General features: G+C 68.8%; 19 protein-coding genes and 1 pseudogene. 17 read left to right on the forward strand and 3 right to left on the reverse strand.

All coding sequences use genetic code 11. The annotated features are described in order from the left end of the window. Positions 1 to 2 precede the first annotated feature (2 nt). The 12 genes from IFT88_RS09925 to IFT88_RS09980 all read left to right on the forward strand — a co-directional run bounded on the left by IFT88_RS09925 (position 3) and on the right by IFT88_RS09980 (position 11262). Entirely contained in the window at positions 3 to 587 is a 585-nt protein-coding gene (locus IFT88_RS09925) for an HIT family protein (RefSeq protein ID WP_043592713.1), read from the forward strand. A gap of 23 nt (positions 588 to 610) precedes the next feature. Next, positions 611 to 1525, forward strand: a complete 915-nt coding sequence (gene pdxS, locus IFT88_RS09930) for a pyridoxal 5'-phosphate synthase lyase subunit PdxS (RefSeq protein WP_043592715.1) — start codon at positions 611 to 613, stop codon at positions 1523 to 1525. 19 nt (positions 1526 to 1544) lie between these two features. Continuing rightward, positions 1545 to 2153, forward strand: coding sequence for a pyridoxal 5'-phosphate synthase glutaminase subunit PdxT (gene pdxT / locus IFT88_RS09935; protein ID WP_043592717.1), 609 nt, complete (start codon positions 1545 to 1547; stop codon positions 2151 to 2153). Positions 2154 to 2190: 37 nt separating this feature from the next. Next, the gene (locus IFT88_RS09940) at positions 2191 to 2952 is read left to right on the forward strand and encodes a YebC/PmpR family DNA-binding transcriptional regulator (RefSeq protein ID WP_043592719.1); all 762 of its coding nucleotides are present in this window, start codon (positions 2191 to 2193) and stop codon (positions 2950 to 2952) included. Positions 2953 to 2961: 9 nt separating this feature from the next. Further along, positions 2962 to 3537, forward strand: a complete 576-nt coding sequence (gene ruvC, locus IFT88_RS09945; protein WP_043592720.1) for a crossover junction endodeoxyribonuclease RuvC — start codon at positions 2962 to 2964, stop codon at positions 3535 to 3537. Beyond that, positions 3534 to 4148 (forward strand): Holliday junction branch migration protein RuvA, encoded by a 615-nt coding sequence (gene ruvA / locus IFT88_RS09950; RefSeq protein WP_043592722.1) that lies wholly within the window; start codon positions 3534 to 3536, stop codon positions 4146 to 4148. The genes ruvC and ruvA overlap by 4 nt, the downstream gene beginning before the upstream one ends. Next, positions 4145 to 5170, forward strand: a complete 1026-nt coding sequence (gene ruvB / locus IFT88_RS09955; RefSeq protein WP_043592723.1) for a Holliday junction branch migration DNA helicase RuvB — start codon at positions 4145 to 4147, stop codon at positions 5168 to 5170. Before ruvA ends, ruvB begins: the two co-directional genes overlap by 4 nt. 79 nt (positions 5171 to 5249) lie before the next feature. After that, on the forward strand, positions 5250 to 5663 hold the full coding sequence (gene yajC, locus IFT88_RS09960) for a preprotein translocase subunit YajC (RefSeq protein WP_043592725.1): 414 nt from the start codon (positions 5250 to 5252) through the stop codon (positions 5661 to 5663). Between the two features lie 96 nt (positions 5664 to 5759). Then, positions 5760 to 7523 (forward strand): protein translocase subunit SecD, encoded by a 1764-nt coding sequence (secD, locus tag IFT88_RS09965; RefSeq protein ID WP_043592727.1) that lies wholly within the window; start codon positions 5760 to 5762, stop codon positions 7521 to 7523. Beyond that, complete coding sequence (gene secF, locus IFT88_RS09970) at positions 7523 to 8533, forward strand: protein translocase subunit SecF (RefSeq protein WP_043592728.1); 1011 nt, start codon at positions 7523 to 7525, stop codon at positions 8531 to 8533. The genes secD and secF overlap by 1 nt, the downstream gene beginning before the upstream one ends. Then, a complete protein-coding gene (locus IFT88_RS09975) occupies positions 8530 to 8880 on the forward strand; it encodes a rhodanese-like domain-containing protein (RefSeq protein WP_043592730.1) in 351 nt (116 codons plus the stop codon). The genes secF and IFT88_RS09975 overlap by 4 nt, the downstream gene beginning before the upstream one ends. A gap of 237 nt (positions 8881 to 9117) precedes the next feature. Continuing rightward, a complete protein-coding gene (locus tag IFT88_RS09980; protein ID WP_231567017.1) occupies positions 9118 to 11262 on the forward strand; it encodes a RelA/SpoT family protein in 2145 nt (714 codons plus the stop codon). 237 nt (positions 11263 to 11499) lie between these two features. On the opposite strand, the pseudogene IFT88_RS17765 reads toward IFT88_RS09980, so the two are convergent. The 3 genes and pseudogenes from IFT88_RS17765 to IFT88_RS09990 form a co-directional block, all read right to left on the reverse strand. Then, positions 11500 to 11880 (reverse strand): annotated as a pseudogene (locus IFT88_RS17765) (hypothetical protein); the annotation flags it as partial. A 103-nt stretch (positions 11881 to 11983) separates the two neighbouring features. Then, positions 11984 to 13213 (reverse strand): DUF349 domain-containing protein, encoded by a 1230-nt coding sequence (locus IFT88_RS09985; protein ID WP_043592731.1) that lies wholly within the window; start codon positions 13211 to 13213, stop codon positions 11984 to 11986. 89 nt (positions 13214 to 13302) lie between these two features. After that, a complete protein-coding gene (locus IFT88_RS09990; RefSeq protein WP_342212129.1) occupies positions 13303 to 14025 on the reverse strand; it encodes a peptidylprolyl isomerase in 723 nt (240 codons plus the stop codon). A 134-nt stretch (positions 14026 to 14159) separates the two neighbouring features. Between IFT88_RS09990 and IFT88_RS09995 the strand changes: the two genes are divergently transcribed. The 5 genes from IFT88_RS09995 to ruvX all read left to right on the forward strand — a co-directional run bounded on the left by IFT88_RS09995 (position 14160) and on the right by ruvX (position 19982). Then, positions 14160 to 15569 carry a replication-associated recombination protein A gene (locus IFT88_RS09995; protein ID WP_082059746.1) on the forward strand — a complete coding sequence of 470 codons (1410 nt, stop codon included), beginning with the start codon at positions 14160 to 14162 and terminating at the stop codon, positions 15567 to 15569. 220 nt (positions 15570 to 15789) lie between these two features. Then, a complete protein-coding gene (rpsD, locus tag IFT88_RS10000; RefSeq protein WP_043592736.1) occupies positions 15790 to 16419 on the forward strand; it encodes a 30S ribosomal protein S4 in 630 nt (209 codons plus the stop codon). Positions 16420 to 16543: 124 nt separating this feature from the next. Continuing rightward, entirely contained in the window at positions 16544 to 16735 is a 192-nt protein-coding gene (locus IFT88_RS10005; RefSeq protein WP_043592737.1) for a hypothetical protein, read from the forward strand. A 56-nt stretch (positions 16736 to 16791) separates the two neighbouring features. After that, positions 16792 to 19464, forward strand: a complete 2673-nt coding sequence (gene alaS, locus IFT88_RS10010) for an alanine--tRNA ligase (protein ID WP_192120405.1) — start codon at positions 16792 to 16794, stop codon at positions 19462 to 19464. An 8-nt stretch (positions 19465 to 19472) separates the two neighbouring features. Next, complete coding sequence (ruvX, locus tag IFT88_RS10015; protein ID WP_043592741.1) at positions 19473 to 19982, forward strand: Holliday junction resolvase RuvX; 510 nt, start codon at positions 19473 to 19475, stop codon at positions 19980 to 19982.

Genomic DNA, 19982 nt, shown 5'->3' on the forward strand with positions numbered 1-19982 from the left:
GCGTGGGCGCCGACGGGACCACGGCCGAGCGCTCCTCCGACTTCGCCGCGGTCCCCGACGCCTTCCAGCGACTCTGGACGCCCCATCGCGCCGTCTACGTCGAGGCGGGCCAGGACGCCCACGACGACTCCTGCCCGTTCTGCAGTGCCCCGTCGAGGTCCGACGACGAGGCCCTCATCGTGGCGAGGGGCGAACACGCCTACGTGTTGCTCAACCTCTACCCCTACAACCCCGGCCACCTGTTGGTCTGCCCGTACCGGCACGTCTCGACCTACGACCTCGCGACGACCGACGAGGTGGCCGAGATCGCGTCGCTGACGCAGACCGCCATGCGGGTCCTCACCCGGGTGTCGCACGCGCAGGGCTTCAACATCGGCATGAACCAGGGGCAGGTCGGCGGAGCCGGCATCGCCGCCCACCTGCACCAGCACGTGGTGCCCCGTTACGGCGGCGACTCGAACTTCTTCCCGATCATCGCGCAGACGAAGGCCGTCACGCAGTTGCTCGGCGACGTCCGCGTCGCGGTCGCCGAGGCCTGGCCGACCGGAGGCGCCGGTCCTGTCCCGGCGGCGTCACCCGACCGCTGATCGGGCCTAAGATAGGGGCCATCATGAGCGACACGACCCCTGCCTCCAGCCAGTCCTCCACCACCGGTTCGAGCCGCGTCAAGCGCGGTCTCGCCGAGATGCTCAAGGGCGGCGTCATCATGGACGTCGTCAACGTGGAGCAGGCGAAGATCGCCGAAGACGCCGGAGCGGTCGCCGTCATGGCCCTCGAGCGCGTTCCCGCCGACATCCGGTCGCAGGGCGGGGTCGCCCGCATGAGCGACCCCGACATGATCGACGAGATCGTCGCCGCCGTGTCGATCCCCGTCATGGCAAAAGCCCGCATCGGCCACTTCGTCGAGGCGCAGATCCTGCAGACCCTCGGCGTCGACTACATCGACGAGTCCGAGGTGCTGAGCCCCGCGGACTACGTGAACCACATCGACAAGTGGAACTTCACCGTCCCCTTCGTGTGCGGGGCCACCAACCTGGGCGAGGCGCTCCGCCGCATCACCGAGGGTGCGGCCATGATCCGCTCCAAGGGCGAGGCCGGCACGGGTGACGTGTCGGAAGCGACCAAGCACATCCGCACGATCTCCAAAGAGATCGCCCAGCTGCGGGGCCTCAAGGCCGACGAGCTCTACGTCGCCGCCAAAGAGCTGCAGGCTCCCTTCGAGCTCGTGAAAGAGATCGCCGAGACCGGCAAGCTGCCCGTCGTCCTCTTCACCGCCGGGGGCGTCGCGACGCCCGCGGACGCGGCGCTCATGATGCAGCTCGGCGCCGACGGCGTCTTCGTCGGTTCGGGCATCTTCAAGTCGGGCAACCCGGCCGACCGCGCGAAGGCGATCGTCAAGGCCACCACCTTCTTCGACGACCCCCAGGTCGTGGCCGACGCCTCGCGAGGTCTCGGCGAGGCCATGGTGGGCATCAACGTGCCCGATCTCCCCGCACCCCACCGCCTCGCCGAGCGCGGCTGGTGACCCCCGGGGTCGATCGTCGGTGACCACCGAACCAACGCCTCGAGTCGGAGTCCTGGCCCTGCAGGGCGATTTTCGTGAGCACCTGGCCGTCCTCACCTCGCTGGGGTCCGAGGCCGTCCCGGTCCGCCGTGCGTCCGAGCTCGACGAGATCGACGGCCTGGTGATCCCGGGTGGCGAGTCCAGCGTCATGGACAAGCTGTCGCGCATGTTCGGCCTCGACGAGCCCCTCCGACGCGCCATCGGGTCAGGTCTTCCTGTCTACGGCACGTGTGCCGGGCTCATCATGCTCGCGGACCGCATCGTGGACGGCATCCCGGGGCAGCAGAGCCTCGGCGGCCTGGACGTCTCGGTGCGGCGCAACGCCTTCGGCTCGCAGACCGAGTCGTTCGAGACCGACGTCGACGTCCCCGTGCTCGACGGCCCGCCGGTGCACGCGGTGTTCATCCGGGCCCCGGTGGTCGACGAGGTCGGGCCGGCCGCGACGGCCATCGGCGTCCTCGAGGACGGCCGGGTCGTCGCCGTCGAGCAGGGCCCCCTGATGGGCACCTCGTTCCACCCCGAGGTCACCGACGACCTCCGGTTCCACGCGCGGTTCCTCGACAAGGCCCGTGCGCGGGCGTCGCGGTAGACTCGTCGCGATCCACGTCAGCATCTGAAGGAGCACCGTGTCCGGGCATTCCAAGTGGGCAACGACCAAGCACAAGAAGGCCGTCATCGACAGCCGCCGTGCCAAGTCGTTCGCCAAGCTCATCAAGAACATCGAGGTCGCGGCCAAGCAGGGCGGTGCCGACATGTCCGGCAACCCCACGCTGGTCGACGCCGTCCAGAAGGCCAAGAAGACCTCGGTCCCCAACGACAACATCGACCGTGCCATCAAGCGCGGCGCCGGTCTCAGCGGTGAGAGCGTCGACTACCAGACGATCATGTACGAGGGCTACGGGCCCAACGGCGTCGCCCTGTTGATCGAGTGCCTCACCGACAACAAGAACCGCGCGGCCGCCAACGTCCGCACGGTGATGTCCCGCAACGGTGGCACCATGGCCGACCCCGGCAGCGTGGCCTACAACTTCAGCCGCAAGGGCGTCATCGCCGTCATGAAGACCGACGACCTCACCGAGGACGACGTCCTCACGGCCGTCCTCGACGCCGGGGCCGAAGAGGTCACCGACCGCGGTGAGGGCTTCGAGATCGTGACCGAGGCCTCCGACCTGGTCCCGGCCCGCTCGGCCCTCCAGGACGCCGGCATCGACTACGACTCGGCCGACATCGAGTTCGTTCCCGGGCTCAAGATCGAGGTCGACCTCGAGACGGCCCGCAAGGTCTTCCGCCTCATCGACGCCCTCGACGACGACGACGACGTGCAGAACGTCTATGCGAACCACGACGTCCCCGCCGACGTGCAGGCCGCGCTCGACGACGAAGACTAGGCCGAGGCGGTGACGCTCCGGGTGCTCGGCATCGACCCCGGGCTCACCCGGTGCGGGGTCGGGGTGGTCGAGGTCGACGCCCAGCGGCGCGCGACCCTGGTCGACGTCCAGGTCATCCGCACCGCCCCCGACCTCGCCCTCGAGTTGCGTCTCCTCGCCCTCGGTCGCGGTCTCGAGGCGCTCATCGACGAACACCGGCCGGACGCCATGGCGATCGAGCGGGTCTTCGCCCAGCAGAACGTCCGCAGCGTCATGGGGGTTGCGCAGGTCAGCGGCCTCGCCCTACGTGCCGCAGCCGAACGCGAGATCCCCGTCACGCTGCACACGCCGTCCGAAGTGAAGGCGGCCGTGACCGGGTACGGGTCCGCCGACAAGAAGCAGGTCGGCACGATGGTCGCCCGCTTGCTCGGGCTCGCCGAGGCCCCCCGGCCGGCGGACGCCGCCGATGCCTTGGCCCTGGCCATCTGTCATGCCTGGCGGGGCGCGCCCGTCGCCGCCCGCGCCTCCTCGGGGTCGCTCACCCCTGCCCAGCGAGCGTGGCGCGACGCCGAGAAGTCGGTGCGCACTCCTAGGCTGGGGGCATGATCTCAAGTGTCCGCGGTACCGTCCTGTCCGCGTCCGGCACGTCGGTCGTGGTCGAGGTCGGCGGGGTGGGCCTCCGGGTGTCGGTCACCCCGCAACTCGCGCTGACGGTTCGCGTCGGCGAGCAGGCGCTCGTCCACACGGCGTTGATCGTCCGAGAAGACGACCTCTCGCTCTTCGGGTTCGCCGACCGGGAAGAACTCGAGGTCTTCGACCTGCTGCGCAGCGTCACCGGCGTCGGGCCGAAGTCCGCCCAGGGCGTCCTCTCGACGCTCACACCTCATCAGGTCGCCACCGCTGTGGCCGACGACGACGACGCCGCGTTCCGTCGCGTCTCGGGCATCGGTCCCAAGACGGCCAAACTCATCGTCCTGTCGTTGGCCGGCAAGCTCGACGTCGCACCGACCGCGCCGACCGTCACGGCCGCGTCCACGACCGCTGCCGACGTGCTCGTCGCGCTGGTCGGGCTCGGCTGGTCCGAGCGTGAGGCCCAGGTCGCCATCGACACCGTCGTGGCCGACCGGGGCGACGTCGTCGCGGTGGCCGTGCCGCAGCTGTTGCGCGCGGCTCTCGGTCACCTCGGGCCGCAGAAGTCCCCCGGGGCCCGCGCGTGACCGACGACGACCTGACCCGACCCACCCTCGAGTCCGAGGCCGAGTTGGCCTTCGAGGGGGCGCTGCGGCCCACCTCGCTCGGCGAGTTCGTCGGGCAGACCAAGGTCCGGGGCCAGCTCGAGCTGTTGCTCAAGGCCGCGACGATGCAAGGCCGCACGCCCGACCACATCTTGCTCGCCGGGCCGCCCGGGCTCGGCAAGACGACCCTGGCGATGATCGTCGCCCACGAGGGGGCACGCCCGCTGCGCATGTCGTCGGGTCCCGCGATCCAGCACGCCGGTGACCTCGCCGCCGTCCTCTCCGCACTCGTGCCGGGCGAGGTGCTCTTCATCGACGAGATCCACCGCATGGCGAGACCCGCCGAAGAGATGCTCTACCTCGCGATGGAGGACTATCGCATCGACATCATGGTGGGCAAGGGAGCGGGCGCGACCAGCATCCCGCTCGAGCTGTCACCCTTCACGCTCGTCGGCGCCACCACCCGCAGCGGACTGCTGCCGAATCCCCTGCGCGACCGCTTCGGCTTCACGGCGCACCTCGAGTTCTACGACGAGGCCGAATTGACCGAAGTCCTCCGTCGGGCCGCGACGCTGCTCGGCATCGTCATCGACGGTGCCGCCCTGGCCGAGATCGCCGGACGCTGCCGCGGCACCCCCCGCATCGCGAACCGACTGCTCCGACGCGTTCGCGACTACGCGCTCGTCCACGGGCGTGACGCAGACCTGACGACCGTGCGCGAGGCGCTCGACCTCTACGACGTCGATTCGTTGGGGCTCGACCGCCTCGACCGCGAGGTCGTCCAGACGGTGTTGACCCGCTTCGGCGGCGGGCCCGTCGGCCTCAACACGCTCGCGGTCTCGGTGGGCGAAGAGGCCGACACGATCGAGTCCGTCGTCGAACCCTTCCTGGTCCGCGTCGGCCTGCTCACCCGTACGCCCCGAGGACGCATCGCGACTCCCGAGGCCTGGCGGCACTTCGGCCTGGCGCACGCCTCAGGGGCGCTCTTCGGCGATGACCTATAATTCCTGCAGGTCCGAGGCCGTCGCTCGCTGAAGCGAGTCCCGCTCGGCCCACACCCCCAACAGCGAAAGGGAGTTCCGCATGGATCCCGCAACCCTCATCATGGTCCTCCTCCTGGTGGTCCTCGTGTTCTTCATGTTCCGCAACAAGAAGAAGCGCGACCGTCAGCAGGCCGAACTGCAGAACAAGCTCGTCCCCGGGGTCGAGGTCATGTTGTCCTTCGGCGTCTACGGCACCGTCGTCTCCATCGACGACGAGAACAACGTGGCCGAGGTCGAGGTCTCACCCGGCACCGTCCTCAAGGTCCACCGTCAGACCCTGGGCCGCGTCGTCGAACCGGTCATCGACGAGCCCGTCGCCGACGACGCCGACTCGCTGACCGATGGCAGCACCGAGCGTGACCGCGTCATCGGCGACGCGCCCGAGTTCGGTGAACGCGCCTCGTCCGCACCGGTCGACTCGACCGTCGCCAAAGACACCGACAACAAGGCCTGACCTGACCACCGTCCCGGCTGCCTGGCGCGGTCGGGTCCGATGCACGGCGCGCGCTCCGGGTGAGCGCGCGCTCCCATGAGAAAGCAGAGTTCCTCCGTGGCACGCTCGACGCCGGTGAAGAAAGCAATACGATCCCTGACCTGGTTGTTGGTCATCATCGCCGGCCTCACGGCCCTGAACGGCACGGCCACGTTCTTGAACGACTCGGGTCGCGACGGGTGGTGGAACGGAGCCAGCTGGGTGCCCGAGCTCGCCCTCGACCTCCAGGGCGGGACGCAGATCACCCTCGCGGCCCAGCTCCAGAGCGGCGAGACGGTGTCGTCGCAGCAACTCGACCAGGCCGTCACGATCATCCGGCAGCGCATCGACTCGGCCGGCGTCTCGGAATCCGAGATCACCAAGCAGGGCACGCAGAACATCGTCGTCTCCATCCCGGGGCGACCCGACAACGCGACCCTCGAGCGCATCGAGGCATCCGCCAAGCTGACCTTCCGTCCGGTGCTCTACACCGAGGCGGTCTCGAACGCCGCGGTCGGCGGAGAGGGCGACGGTGCCACGGCCAGCCCGACCGCCACGCCGTACACCCCCAATCCCGACCTCGAGAGCACGCCGACGGCCTCGCCGACGAACGCGTCCGACCTGTCGTGGATCACCCCTCAGCTGGCCGACCTCTACCAGAACTACGACTGCGCAGCCGAGAACGACCTGGCCACGGCGCGTGACGACGAGCCCCTCGTGACCTGCTCCACCGACGGCACGGCCAAGTACATCCTCGGTCCGGTCGAGGTGCAGGGCTCCGACATCAGCGACGCCACGAACGGCCTCGCCGCCGACTCGCAGGGCAACTCGACGAACACCTGGGCGGTCAACCTCGAGTTCAACGGTCAGGGCACCGACCGCTTCTCCGAGGTCACCTCTCGCCTGGTCTCGTTGCAGGCGCCCCAGAACCAGTTCGCCGTGACCCTCGACAACCAGGTCATCACGGCTCCCTCCGCCAACGCGGCCATCACCGACGGCCGGGCACAGATCACGGGCCAGTTCACGCAGGACTCCTCGAAGACCCTCGCCGACCAGCTCAAGTTCGGCGCCCTGCCGTTGAGCTTCTCGGTCCAGAGCAACGAGACGATCACCGCGACGCTCGGACAGACCCAGCTGGTCAGCGGTCTGATCGCCGGGCTCATCGGCCTGATCCTGGTCGTCATCTACTCGCTCATCCAGTACCGTGCCCTCGCGTTCGTGACGGTCCTGTCGCTCGTGATCGCCGCGGTCCTCACCTACCTCGTGATCGCCATCCTGTCCTGGCGCGAGGGCTACCGTCTCTCGCTCGCGGGGGTGACGGGTCTGATCGTGGCGATCGGCATCACGGCCGACTCCTTCATCGTCTACTTCGAGCGCATCCGCGACGAACTGCGTGACGGTCGCATCCTCGAGAGCGCCGTCGAATCGGGCTGGAAGCGCGCCATCCGCACCATCGTGGCCTCCGACACGGTCAACTTCCTGGCGGCCATCACGCTCTTCATCCTCGCCGTCGGCAACGTCAAGGGTTTCGCGCTTACCCTGGGCATCACCACGGTGATCGACCTCATCGTCGTCTCGCTGTTCACCCACCCCATGCTCCAACTGATCGCCCGGACGCGGTTCTTCGGCGAGGGGCACTCGTTCAGCGGGCTCAACCCCCGTGCCCTCGGCGCCGTCTACCGGGGGAGGGCACAGTTCCGCACCCCTGCTGCCGTCGGTCGCAAGGGAGCGGGCGGCCGCGAGGCCGTCAAGCGTCAGACCATCGCCGAGCGCAAAGCCGCCGAGAAGAACACCGAGCGGGTCGACACGTCGACCGCCGGTGAAGGGAAGAAGGACTCCTGATGGCCAGTTTCTCGAAGTTCGGCAACGACCTCTACACGGGTGCCCGTTCGTACGACATCGTCGGTCACCGTCGGCGTTGGTACTGGATCGCGGCCCTCGTGATCCTCATCTCGGTCACCGTCCCGTTCCTCCGCGGCGGCTTCCACTTCGGCATCGAGTTCACGGGCGGATCCGAGTTCCAGATCGCGCAGCCGGCCGAGCTGGACCAGGACGTCGCCTCGTCGACCGTCGACGAGGTCGTCCCGGGGTCGAACCCTCGGGTCACCCAAGTCGGCACCGACACGATCCGGGTACAGACCTCGCAGCTCGAGGCCGCCCAGACGAACGACGTGGCCGCTGCCTTGGCCACGGCGTACGACGTCCCCGACGACCGGGTCACCTCGTCCTTCATCGGTGCCTCGTGGGGCGCCGACATCACGAGCCAGGCCATCAAGGGGCTCGTGATCTTCCTGATCCTCGCGGCGATCGGCATGACGCTCTACTTCCGCACCTGGAAGATGTCGCTGGCGGCCATGGCCGCGCTGCTGCACGACCTCGTGTTGACCGCGGGCATCTATGGCATCGTCGGCTTCGAGGTCACTCCGGCGGCGGTCATCGGCTTCCTCACGATCCTCGGCTACTCGCTGTACGACACCGTGGTGGTGTTCGACAAGATCCGGGAGAACACCACCGACGACGGTGAGGGTTCACGACGCACGTTCGGGCAGTCCGTGAACCTGGCGGTCAACCAGACACTCGTCCGATCCATCAACACGTCCGTCGTGGCGCTCCTTCCGGTCGCGGCCATCCTCTTCATCGGGGCGTTCGTCCTCGGCGCCGGCACCCTTCGAGACATCTCGCTGGCCCTGTTCATCGGCATCCTGGTCGGCACCTATTCGACAATCTTCATCGCCTCGCCTCTGTACGCCACCCTTCGCCTGCGTGAGCCCGACATCGCCAAGCGGGACGCCCGGAAGCTCGAGGCTCAGAAGACCGAGCCGCTCAGCGTCGACGAGACGGTGGGCGCATGATCGGCCATGATCGCCGACCCGAGATCGGGGCCGCCGCTGCGATCGACGCCCTGTCCGAGGGCACCTACCTGCTCGACGTCCGGGAGCAACACGAGTGGGACGAGGCGCACGCGCCCGGTGCGACGCTCATCCCGCTCTCGGAGTTGAACGATCGGGTCGACGAGGTTCCCACCGACCGCCCCGTCCTCGTCGTCTGCCACTCCGGCATGCGCTCGGCCCGCGCAACGGATGCCCTTCGCGGCATCGGCGTGGACGCCCGGAACGTGGTCGGCGGGATGCTCGCCTGGCGCGACGCCGGCGGCGCGGTCGTGGCCGGAGACGATCACCCCGAGTCGTCGGCCGACTGACGGCTGACGGGTACCCTTGACCCCACGGAGTCCACGTCCGACCACGACGGTCGGTGGTGTCACTCCGCCCCGAGAGAACGAGGTGCTGCCGTGACCGAGATCACCACACGGAACAACTCCGCATCGTCCGAGGCGTCCGGTGGTCATAACACGGCCTCGTTGCGTACGCTCCTGCCCCGCCTCTTCTCACGGAGCCAACCCGCCGGAGCAGTCGACCGGTTGATCAAGACGGTGCGCATGCACCATCCCAAGGCCGACATCGTCCTCATCGAGCGGGCGTACTCCGTCGCCGAGAAGGCCCACACGGGTCAACTCCGCAAGAGTGGCGAGCCCTACATCACCCACCCGGTCGCCGTGGCACAGATCCTCGCCGACCTGGGCATCGGTTCCAAGACCATCGCGGCAGCGCTCCTCCACGACACCGTCGAGGACACCGACTACACCCTGGCCATGCTGCAGCGCGACTTCGGTGACGAGATCGCGATGCTCGTCGACGGCGTCACGAAACTCGACAAGCTCAAGTACGGCGACAGTGCCCAGGCAGAGACCGTCCGCAAGATGGTCGTCGCGATGTCGAAAGACATCCGCGTACTCGTCATCAAGTTGGCCGACCGGCTGCACAACGCGCGCACCTGGGGCTTCGTCGAGTCCGCGTCGGCCACCCGCAAGGCCACCGAGACCCTCGAGATCTACGCTCCGCTGGCCCACCGACTCGGCATCCAGACCATCAAGTGGGAGCTCGAGGACCTGTCGTTCGCCGTCCTCCATCCCAAGCTCTACGTCGAGATCGACAACCTGGTCAAGCAGCGCACACCGCAGCGCGAGCAGTTCGTCCAGAACGTCATCAACGCCGTGAAGTCCGACCTCAAGTCGACGAAGATCCGCGGCGACGTGATGGGTCGTCCCAAGCAGTACTACTCGATCTACCAGAAGATGATCGTCCGTGGTCGCGAATTCGACGAGATCTACGACCTCGTCGGCATCCGCATCCTCGTCAACTCGCTCCGTGACTGCTACGCCGTGCTGGGGTCGATCCATGCCCGGTGGAACCCCATCCCGGGCCGCTTCAAGGACTACATCGCGACCCCGAAGTTCAACCTGTACCAGTCGTTGCACACCACCGTGATCGGGCCCAAGGGGCGACCGGTCGAGATCCAGATCCGGACCCACGAGATGCACCAGAGGGCCGAGTTCGGCGTCGCCGCCCACTGGAAGTACAAGCAGCGCATGAACGGCGGGCGGGACGACCAGGGCGGAGCCAAGACCGAGACCGACATGGCCTGGCTCGCGCACATCTCGGACTGGCAGGCCGAGACCGCCGATCCCAGTGAGTTCCTCGACAGTCTCCGATTCGAGATCGGCGCCAAAGAGGTCTACGTCTTCACCCCTCAGGGCAAGGTGATCGGTCTTCCGTCGGGAGCCACCCCGGTCGACTTCGCCTACGCCGTGCACACCGAGGTCGGCCACCGCACCATGGGAGCGAAGGTCAACGGGCGACTCGTCCCGCTCGAGAGTGTCCTCTCGAGCGGCGACGTCGTCGAGGTCTTCACCTCGAAGAACCCCGACTCCGGGCCGAGTCAGGACTGGCTCGCCTTCGTCAAGAGCCCCCGCGCCCGGAACAAGATCAGGCAGTGGTTCACGAAGGAGCGCCGTGACGAGGCCATGGAGCAGGGCAAGGACGCCATCGCGCGAGCCATGCGGAAACAGAACCTGCCGCTGCAGAAGCTGATGACGCAGGACAGCATCGCCGAAGTCGCCGCCACGATGCGGTACGACGACGTGTCCAGCCTCTACGCCGCCGTCGGTGAGGGACACATCTCGACCCAGTCCGTCATCGAGAAGATCCTCGCGGCGGTCCACACGCAGACCGAGGTCGACGAGGGCGAGTTCGAGTTCCCCAGCCAGGGGCGGGCACGGCCGTTGCGCAACAGCGACTCGGGCGTCCTGGTCCGCGGGGCGCCCGACATCTTGGTGAAGCTCGCCAAGTGCTGCACGCCCGTACCCGGCGACCAGATCGTCGGATTCGTGACCCGTGGTCAAGGTGTCAGCGTCCACCAGGCCAACTGTCACAACGTCCAGGGCCTGTTGAAAGAGCCTGAGCGGATGATCGAGGTCGAGTGGGCACCGTCATCCAAGAGCGTCTTCATGGTGCAGATCCAGATCGAAGCCCTCGATCGCAGCGGATTGCTGTCGGACGTCACCCGTGTGCTCTCGGAGCACCACGTGAACATCCTCTCCGCGACGGTCTCCACCTCGACCGAACGGCTCGCCCTCAGTCGATTCGTGTTCGAGATGGGTGACACCACGCACCTCGACCGCGTCCTGAACGCCGTACGACGCATCGATGCCGTCTACGACGTCTACCGCGTCAGCGCCGGCTGAGTCACCGTCGGCGCAGCCCGACGGGGCGGGTGCGTCGTCTCGGTGAGATTCGTCCTTCACCTGAGCGAGACGATCGGCCGCGCAGACCCGATCGAGGCGGTCGACCGTCCGCGCTCGGTGGGGGAGGCGCCCACGTCGATCGAGGACGGCGACCGCAGCGGTGGACGTGACGCCTTGCTGAGTCGACACATCCCGTGCGGCCGTCTCGTCCTGCGGCGTCCAGTTCTCACGGCGGGCGAGGTCGACCACGGTTCGGGCCGGTGTCGTGACGGCAACACCGTCGACGACGACGATCTCGTCGTCGTCGATGACGACCTGTCGGATGACCGACCCCCGGCCCCGATGTTTCACCCTCGCCGGCGATGCCACCAGCCCGGAGTGGGGGAGCGGCGCCGGCCCTCGGGCTCCCCAGACCCAGGCGGCCGTCCGCTCGGCAGCGACGACTCCGGCTCCGAGGGCGAGCCCGACCGCGATGGCCCGACCCACGTGATCGTCGATCTCGGCGACGCTGCGCCACGAATCACCGACGGCGTAGACCTGGCCGTCCAGCGCTGCCGCCCGCAGTTCGGTTTCGGGCAGGTGGGCGTCGGTCAGGACCAGGGGGAGTCGCTCAGTCATGTGCCCACCCTGGCCGACCTCGCCGGCGAAGACGGACCGCCCGACCCTCCCTGTGGAGAGTCGGGCGGTTCACGACGTCGGTGGGCGACCGGCCCCCTGGCGGTCAACCGATGGCGTCGAGCCAGACCTTCCGGGCGTCGAGCGCTTCACGGGCCTCCTTGACCCGACGCGCATCCCCGCTCGCCTCGGCCGATGCGAGCTCGGCCTCGAGCTTGCCGATGGCATCCTGCAGCTGGCTCGCGAGGCCCTGCGAGCGTGCCTGACGCTCGGGGTTGTTCTTCTCCCAGAACTGCTCGTCGAGTTGGCGCACGTGGGATTCGACCTTGCGGAGGCGATCCTCGACGACCCGCACCTGCTCACGGGGAACGCGACCGATCTCGTCCCACCGCAGCTGGATCGAGGTGAGGGCCTCTCGGGCCGGGACCCGATCCGTGACCGTCAGGATCTTCTCGGCCTCGGTGAGCAACTCGAGCTTGAGCTCGAGGTTGCCTTCGTACTCGGCAGCGTCCTGGGCGACGACCTCGGACTTGGCGGCGTAGAGCACGTCGCCCGCCCGCTTGAACTTCGCCCACAGGGCGTCGTCGTACTTCTTGCCGGCGCGCCCGGCACGCTTCCAGTCGTCGAGCAGCCCCCGGTAGGCGGGGATGCCGTCGACGCCCTTCGGCGCGAGGGCCTCGGCCGACTCGACGAGGGCTTGTTTGCGCTGGCGGGCGTCCCGATGCGTGGCGTCGAGCTCGGCGTAGAAGGCCTTGCGGTGCTGGTCGATCGTCGTGCGCGCGGCTCGGAAGCGCTTCCAGAGATCGTTGCCCTCGCCCTTCGGGATGCGCGGGCCGTCCTGTTGGTGTTTCTGCCAGCGCGCGAAGATGTCGTCGATGGTGGCCGTCACCTGCTTCCACTGCACGCGGGCGGGGTCCTGAGCGGCCAGGGTCTCGGCCTCGACGACGAGTGCCGTGCGATGGGCGACCGCTTCGGTCAGCGCCTTCTGCGCCTCCGCGCTCTGCTGCTGTGTGAGCTCGTCCACGGTCGAGTCGAGTGCCGACACACGAGTACGGAGGGCCTCGAGGTCTCCGACCGCGCTGGGTTCGACGAGCTGCTCACGCAGGTGGGTGACGGTCTTGACGACGTCCCCCGCCGATGCGCCGCGCTTGATCCGCTGCTCGAGCAACGTCACCTGGCCGGCGAGCTCGACGAACTTCCGCTCGTAGTACGCGAGAGCCTCGGCAGGCGTCGCGTCGGGGTACTGCCCCACGGCGCGTTCGCCGTCGCCTTCGCGGACGTAGACCGTGCCGTCGTCGTCGACGCGGCCCCAGGGTGCCTGATCGTCAGTAGCCACTTTAATCCCTTGCTGAAAGTGCTCGTCGCGGAACCAGGACAGGCCGCCGCGATGGGTGCCCAGCCTATTGCACGGCGGACCGCGGCGGACTACTCGATGGTGGCACCCGTGATCGTGGTCGCCACGACGGGGGCTCCGTCGGTCTCGCTCGAGCCGGGCGTCAAGCCCGCGTCCGTGATCTGGGCCTCGAGCTGGTCGAGTCCACTCGTGACCTGTCCGACCACGGTGTAACCGCCCGTCGAGCCGTCGAGGGTCGTGTCGCCGTAAGTGATGAAGATCTGCGTCGACTGCGAGTAGGGGTCGGTGCTGCGGGCCATGGCGATCGTCCCGGTCGGGTAGACGCCGTCCGAGGGGACGTTCTCGAGGGGGCCGAAGGTGAAGCCCGCGTCGCCCGTCCCGTCGCCGTTGGCGGAGCCGCACTGGATGAACTTCGCCGTCGCGGCATCGCTCATGCGGTGACAGGTCGTGCCCGTGTAGAAGCCCTTCTGGATGAGGTCGATGACGACGCTCGCCGCCTGGGGGGCCTTCGCCCCGTCCAGTTCGATCCCGAGGTCGACGCCGTCGTTGAGCGTCAGCCCGCCGGTCCAGGTGCGGCCCTCGGCGATCGACTCGCCGGGCACGTCGCCGACGTTCTCGCCTGCGGCGGGCGTCGAGGAGGCGCTGGGGGCGTCCGAAGGAGCCGCCACGGGCGCACCGGGCCCGCTCGTCGACCAGAAGACCTGCGACACGGCCGCGAGTCCCACCACGACCACGACGGCCGTCACGGCCAGGACGTTGTCCCGACGACGCCGGGCCACCTGCGTGGCGTGCACCTGTTGGCGAGCGGTGTACCTGCGGAGCCGGTCTCGGTTCTCACGGTCCGGATTCTTGCTCGGTGCCACGGGTCCTCCAGCTCGGTGATGTCCAGCCTGCACTGTATCGGAGGGCCGGTCTAGCATGGGTCACCATGAGCCCGCTCCCGCAGAGCTCGACCCCCCTCGCGGTCCGCATGCGTCCCACCACCCTCGACGAGGTCGCAGGCCAACGACACCTGCTGCGTCCTGGTTCGCCTCTGGTCACCTTGGCTTCCGACACGGGTGCCGACCAAGGTGCGGTCTCCGTCATCCTCTGGGGTCCGCCGGGCACGGGCAAGACCACGCTCGCGCAAGCCATTGCCCGCAGCTCGGGGCGACAGTTCATCGAGCTGTCCGCCGTGACGGCCGGCGTCAAGGACGTCCGTCAGGTGATGGAGAAGGCACTGTCGAACCGTGACCTCTACGGCACGACGACGGTGCTCTTCCTCGACGAGATCCACCGCTTCACCAAGGCGCAACAGGACGCCCTGCTGCCGGGCGTCGAGAACGGCTGGGTCATCCTCATCGCCGCCACGACCGAGAACCCCTCGTTCTCGGTCATCACGCCGTTGCTGTCCCGGTCGCTGCTGCTGACGCTCGAACAGCTCAGCGACGACGACCTGGCCCAGTTGGTGCAACGGGCGGTCGTCGACCCCCGCGGTCTCGACGGAGCCGTCCGGCTCGACGACGAGGCCCTGGCCACGATCGTCCGGCTGGCCTCGGGCGACGCACGACGTGCGCTCACGGCGCTCGAGGCGTCCGCCCAGTCGGCGTGGGCGACGAAGCTCGAGGCCGACGCGGTGCCGACCGCCTCGCCCGACGACGCGGCCGACGCCGACTTCGACCCCGACGCCGAGTACGACGAGAGCGATCCCGACGACGCCCGCCCCGCGATCACGTCCGAGATCGTCGCCCAGTCGGTCGACCGGGCACTGCTGCGGTACGACCGCAACGGCGACGAGCACTACGACGTCATCAGCGCCTTCATCAAGTCGATCCGGGGCTCCGACGTCGACGCGGCACTCCATTACCTCGCCCGGATGATCGAGGCCGGCGAGGACCCGCGCTTCATCTGTCGGCGGATCATCGTGTCGGCCGGCGAGGACATCGGCATGGCGGATCCCCACGCGCTGACCGTGGCGGTCTCGGCCGCCACCGCCGTGCAGATGATCGGCATGCCCGAGGGGCGCATACCCATGGCCGAGGCCGTGGTCTACCTGGCGACCGCCCCCAAGTCGAACCGGTCCTACTCCGCGCTCGACGCCGCCATCGCCGACGTCCGGGCCGGCAAGGCGGGCCGCGTGCCCAAGCACCTGCGCGACGCCCATTACCCCGGGGCCCGACGCCTCGGGCACGGGAAGGGCTACCGGTACGCCCACGACTCCGAGTTCGGGGTGGTCGAGCAGCAGTACCTCCCCGACGAACTCGTCGGACACGAGTACTACGACCCCACCGCCAACGGCAACGAGCGCGACGTGGCGGCGCGCCTCGAGAAGCTGCGCCGGATCACGCGGGGGCACTGACGGCACGATCGAACACCCGCTCGCATCGGTGCCCGGGCTCCTGTATGCTCGGGGGGTTGCCTGTTCTCGGGCGTCGACACGCGGCTGCTGACGACGACCCGATCAAGGTGCGACGACCTGTAGCCGGTCGCCACCGCGGCACTCACCCCTCTTGTTACGCCGCCCGGCGCTCGCGCGCTGGGGCGGTCCATGACGAACCACCGACAAGAAAAAGGAACAAGTGTCCACCAAGTCACGTACCCGCAGCAAGACCCGTCTCTCGCGTGCCCTCGGCATCGCGCTGACCCCGAAGGCCGCTCGCTACCTCGAGAAGCGTCCCTACGCTCCCGGTGAGCACGGCCGCACCAAGCGCAAGACCGACAGCGACTACGCCGTCCGCCTGCGTGAGAAGCAGCGCCTGCGCGCCCAGTACGGCATCCGCGAGGCCCAGCTCAAGATCGTCTTCAACGAGGCCCGCAAGGCCTCGGGCCTGACCGGTGAGAACCTGGTCGAGCTCCTCGAGACCCGTCTCGACGCCCTCGTCCTGCGTGCCGGCTTCGCCCGCACGACGGCCCAGGCCCGTCAGATGGTCGTGCACCGTCACATCCTCGTCGACGGCAAGCTCGTCGACCGTCCCTCGTTCCGCGTCAAGCCGGGTCAGATGATCCACGTCAAAGAGCGCAGCGAGAAGACCGAGCCCTTCCAGGTCGCCGCGGCCGGCGGTCACGTCGACCTGCTGCCCAAGGTGCCCGGCTACCTCGAGGTCGAGATCGACAAGCTGCAGGCCCGCCTCGTGCGTCGCCCGAAGCGCGTCGAGGTCCCGGTGACCTGCGAGGTCCAGCTCGTCGTCGAGTACTACGCCGCGCGCTAGAACTCGTCACATCCGTCAGGAGCGGGCCACGGTCGTGGCCCGCTCCTTTCGCGTTCCCGGGGCCGGGTAAGCTGACGTGTCGTCGCGCTCGCACGTCGCGGCACCAGCCCCAAGAGGAGTCCCCGTGAAGAGCCTGTTCCTGCTCGCCGTCGGTGTCGTCGGCGGCTTCGCCGTCGCCCACCAGTTCAACAAGACACCCCGGGGTCGGCAGTTCTTCGGCGGTCTCGACGGCAACGTGAAGTCGTTCCGCGCCGCCGTGGTCGACGGCTACAAGGCCCGCGAGGCCGAACTGCGCACCGACCGCGACGAGTCCTGAGCGCCCGTCCGCGCCTCCTCGTCCTGACACACGACCCACCCACCCCCGGGAGAACCATGCAGACCGCCGAAATCCGCCGCCGTTGGCTCGACTACTTCGGCGATCGGGGCCACACCGTCGTCCCGTCGGCGTCCCTGGTCAGCGACGACCCGAGCCTCCTCTTCACCGTCGCGGGCATGGTCCCGTTCATCCCGTACCTCACCGGGCTCGTCCCGACGCCGTACCCGCGCGCCACGAGCGTCCAGAAGTGCATCCGCACCAACGACATCGAAGAGGTCGGCAAGACGCCGCGACACGGCACGTTCTTCCAGATGAACGGCAACTTCTCGTTCGGCGACTACTTCAAAGAAGAGGCGATCGGCTACGCCTGGGAGCTCTTGACCTCGAGCGAGGGCGACGGCGGCCTCGCGTTCGCGCCCGACGACCTGTGGGTGACGGTGTACGAAGAGGACGACGAGGCCATCGCCCTGTGGAAGAAGGTCGCCGGACTGCCCGACGAGCGCATCCAACGCCTCGGCAAGGACTCGAACTACTGGCACACCGGTCAGCCCGGACCCGCGGGGCCGTGCTCCGAGATCTTCTTCGACCGTGGACCCGCCTACGGCGCGGACGGCGGCCCCGCGACCGACGACGACCGCTACGTCGAGATCTGGAACCTCGTGTTCATGCAGTACCAGATCGAGAACGTGCGCTCGAAGGTCGACTTCGACATCGTCCGCGAGCTGCCGAACAAGAACATCGACACCGGCATGGGTCTCGAGCGCGTCGCCTTCCTCAAGCAGGGCGTCGACAACATGTACGAGATCGACCAGGTGCGCCCGGTCCTCGACAAGGCCGCCGAGCTGTCGGGACGGCGCTACGGCGCCGTCCACGACGACGACGTCCGCATGCGGGTCATCGCCGACCACGTCCGCAGCTCGCTCATGCTGATGTCCGACGGGGTCCGCCCGTCCAACGAGGGCCGCGGCTACATCCTCCGCCGCCTCCTGCGACGCACGGTCCGCTCGATGCGTCTCCTCGGCGTCGACGGCCCCACCTTCCCCGCGCTCTTCCCGGAGTCCCGCGACGCGATGAAGGCGGCCTACCCCGAGGTCGAGACGGACTACGAGCGCATCTCACGCCTGGCCTACGCCGAGGAAGAGACCTTCCTGCGCACCCTGGCCGCAGGGACGAACATCCTCGACATCGCCGTCGACGACACCAAGCAACGCGCTTCGGCCGGTACGACCCCGCAGCTGCAGGGCGACACGGCGTTCCTGCTGCACGACACCTTCGGGTTCCCCATCGACCTCACCCTCGAGATCGCGGAAGAAAGCGGCCTGACGGTCGACCGCGAGGCGTTCGACCGACTCATGTCCGAGCAGCGCGCCCGGGCGAAGGCCGACGCCAAGTCGCGGAAGGTGGCCCTGGCCGACCTGAGCGTCTACAGCGCGTTCCGCGCCCAGGGCGAGACGGTCTTCACGGGCTACGACGAGCTCGACACCGAGACCCGCGTGCTCGGCCTGATCGTCGACGGGGCCGACGTCGACCGAGCCGTGGCGGGCGACATCGCCGAGGTGATCCTCGCCGAGACCTCGCTGTACGCCGAGTCGGGCGGCCAGGAAGCCGACTCGGGCCGCATCGTCGGCGTGGGCTTCGACCTCGAGGTCCTCGACGTGCAGAAGCCGGTCAAGGGTCTCATCAGCCACCGCGTCCAGGTCACCTCCGGCGAGGTGGGGGTCGGCGACACGGCGACCAGCGTGGTCGACCCCGCCTACCGCCGGGGCGCGACACAGGCTCACTCCGCGACGCACCTGATCCACGCCGCACTCCGAGAGGTGCTCGGCCCCGAGGCGCACCAGGCCGGGTCCTACAACAAGGCCGGCTACATGCGGCTCGACTTCAACTGGAACCAGGCCCTGAGCCCGCAGACACGGTCCGAGATCGAGGAGATCGCCAACAACGCGATCCGCGACGACCTGCAGGTCGTCACCCGCGAGATGCCCCTCGACGACGCCCGCGCCCTGGGTGCCATGGCGCTGTTCGGCGAGAAGTACGGCGAGACCGTCCGCATGGTCGACATCGGCGGTCCGTGGTCGCGCGAGCTCTGCGCGGGCACCCACGTCTCGACCAGCTCGCAGGTCGGCCTCATCAACCTCGTCAGCGAGACCTCGGTGGGGTCGACCAACCGTCGCGTCGAGTCGCTCGTCGGCATGGACGCGTTCCGTGACTTCGCCGCCGAGCGTGCCCTCGTGTCCCAGTTGACCGCGTCGCTGAAGACACCGCGCGATCAGCTGGCCGATCGCGTCGGCGATCTCGTCACGAGCCTCCGCACGGCCGAGAAGAAGATCGCCGAGTTCGAATCCGCCCGCCTCGCCACGCGCGTCCCGTCGTTGGCCGAGACGGCGACCTCGATCGGCGACCTCACCGTCGTCGCCGAGTCGGTCGGGTCGCTCGGCTCGACCGACGACCTGCGGTCGCTCGCCCTGTCGGTGCGCGAACGCCTCGGCGCCTCCGGCGCGGTGGTCGTCGCCCTGGCAGCTGACGTCGCGGGCAAGCCCGCCGTGATCGTGGCCACCACCGACGGTGCGCGGAAGGCCGGAGTGAAAGCCGGCCGTCTCGCCAAGGGGGCCGCCTCGGCTCTCGGCGGCGGCGGCGGCGGCAAGGACGACCTCGCTCAGGGGGGCGGATCCGACGTCTCGGCGATTCCCACCGCCTTGGCCGGCATCGTCGCCGAACTCGGGGCCTGAGGGCTGCCGTGCGCCGCGGCGTCCGCATCGGCATCGACGTGGGCAAGGCCCGGGTCGGAGTCGCTCGCACCGACCCCGACGGTCTGCTCGCCACCCCGGTCGAGACGCTCGCGCGTTCCGCCGACGGTGTGGCCGACATCGGTGCCGTCCGCGACCTGGTCTCCGAACTCGATGCGCTCGAGGTGATCGTCGGACTGCCCATCGCCCTCTCGGGTCGCGACACGGCGTCGACGCAGGACGCGAGGGACTACGCCGCGGCGATCGCGCGGACCGTCACGGTGCCCGTCCGTCTCGTCGACGAGCGGCTCTCGACGGTCAGCGCCCAGGGTGCCCTCCGGGCCTCGGGCCGGAAGGGCAAGAGCCAACGGTCCGTGATCGACCAAGTGGCCGCTGTTATCATCGTCCAGCACGCGCTCGACCTCGAGCGCTCGAGCGGTCAGCCGCCCGGGCGGACGGTCGACGTGACCCGAGAGACGGGCGGCGACGTTGCCGTACCCGCCACCGACGAAAGACAGTGA

Origin of the sequence: Frigoribacterium sp. CFBP 8751 (assembly GCF_014841545.1) — a bacterium.
Lineage (GTDB): Bacteria > Actinomycetota > Actinomycetes > Actinomycetales > Microbacteriaceae > Frigoribacterium.

Excerpts from the sequence above, each read along its gene's own strand:
- pdxS (WP_043592715.1), top strand. The coding sequence starts at position 611 with ATGAGCGACACGACCCCTGCCTCCAGCCAGTCCTCCACCACCGGTTCG.
- ruvA (WP_043592722.1), top strand. The coding sequence starts at position 3,534 with ATGATCTCAAGTGTCCGCGGTACCGTCCTGTCCGCGTCCGGCACGTCG.
- yajC (WP_043592725.1), top strand. The coding sequence starts at position 5,250 with ATGGATCCCGCAACCCTCATCATGGTCCTCCTCCTGGTGGTCCTCGTG.
- secF (WP_043592728.1), top strand. The coding sequence starts at position 7,523 with ATGGCCAGTTTCTCGAAGTTCGGCAACGACCTCTACACGGGTGCCCGT.
- IFT88_RS09975 (WP_043592730.1), top strand. The coding sequence starts at position 8,530 with ATGATCGGCCATGATCGCCGACCCGAGATCGGGGCCGCCGCTGCGATC.
- IFT88_RS09980 (WP_231567017.1), top strand. The coding sequence starts at position 9,118 with ATGCACCATCCCAAGGCCGACATCGTCCTCATCGAGCGGGCGTACTCC.
- IFT88_RS09995 (WP_082059746.1), top strand. The coding sequence starts at position 14,160 with ATGAGCCCGCTCCCGCAGAGCTCGACCCCCCTCGCGGTCCGCATGCGT.
- alaS (WP_192120405.1), top strand. The coding sequence starts at position 16,792 with ATGCAGACCGCCGAAATCCGCCGCCGTTGGCTCGACTACTTCGGCGAT.